The sequence below is a fragment of the Pseudomonas sp. P5_B2 genome (genome assembly GCF_056400445.1).
The window spans coordinates 1-792 of sequence record NZ_JBFULH010001257.1; the positions used below are offsets into that span (position 1 = coordinate 1).

Here is a 792-nt window from a genome sequence, read left to right on the forward strand (position 1 = left end):
ATGCGCATATCAGCCAAGTCGGCATCGACTGCACCTGTCTTGTTGTTTTGAGCAGTCTGCAACTCAATCTCTGCAGCCTGTATACCCGTAAGCTGGAGGCTCCAGTGCTCGCCGCCGTCGACTGTGGCCAACACTGTGCCAGCGTGCCCGACTGCCCAGCCATGCTTGGCGTCCACGAATTGGACCGCAACCAGACTAACGGAGACCGGAACTTGCACCTGCCGCCAGGACTGGCCATTGTCATCGGACAGTACGATGACGCCCCTTTCACCAACGGCAATCAGTCGATCACCGGCACGTGCCAAATCAATTAGAACAGCATGAGCGGGTGTAACTATCTGCATCGCCGGAGAGTCCAGGACAGGGCCAACAGCTCCACCCTCAGCGCAAGCCATCGAAGCTAAAGCAGACAACGCCAAAGCTACCGCCAGTTCACTTAAACGACTGTTTATTATCATTTTTATTATCTCTTGAATCGCGCATTGCAAAAGCACCGACCAAGCGCTCGTCGGTGCCTTTCAGTAAAGCTAAGCGTTAACGCACACCCTGCCCCGCCATGACGGTTGGCGAGAAATCAGACTTCTTGAAGCGATCAACAATTCCCCATTGCGAGGGTTGCCCCGTGAGCAAATCAAGAACAAACCAAGTACCGGATGTAAAGTCGTAGAACCCCGACGTCACTGATGCCTGAGCTGGAATATCAGGCATGACTGCCGGTAGCGCCCACAGTGTTTTCGCCAATTGACCACTTGCGTCCCAACGATCGCCCAACAGCGCTTGCCAGGTATCTTC

The 792-nt window shown here is 54.4% G+C and carries 2 protein-coding genes; both read right to left on the minus strand.

Going from position 1 to position 792, the window contains the following annotated elements:
• On the minus strand, positions 1–458 hold a 458-nt coding region (locus tag AC1DRJ_RS30595), incomplete at its 3' end, for a WD40/YVTN/BNR-like repeat-containing protein (RefSeq protein WP_477805403.1).
• Positions 459–534: 76 nt separating this feature from the next.
• On the minus strand, positions 535–792 hold a 258-nt coding region (locus tag AC1DRJ_RS30600), incomplete at its 5' end, for a DUF1329 domain-containing protein (RefSeq protein ID WP_477805404.1).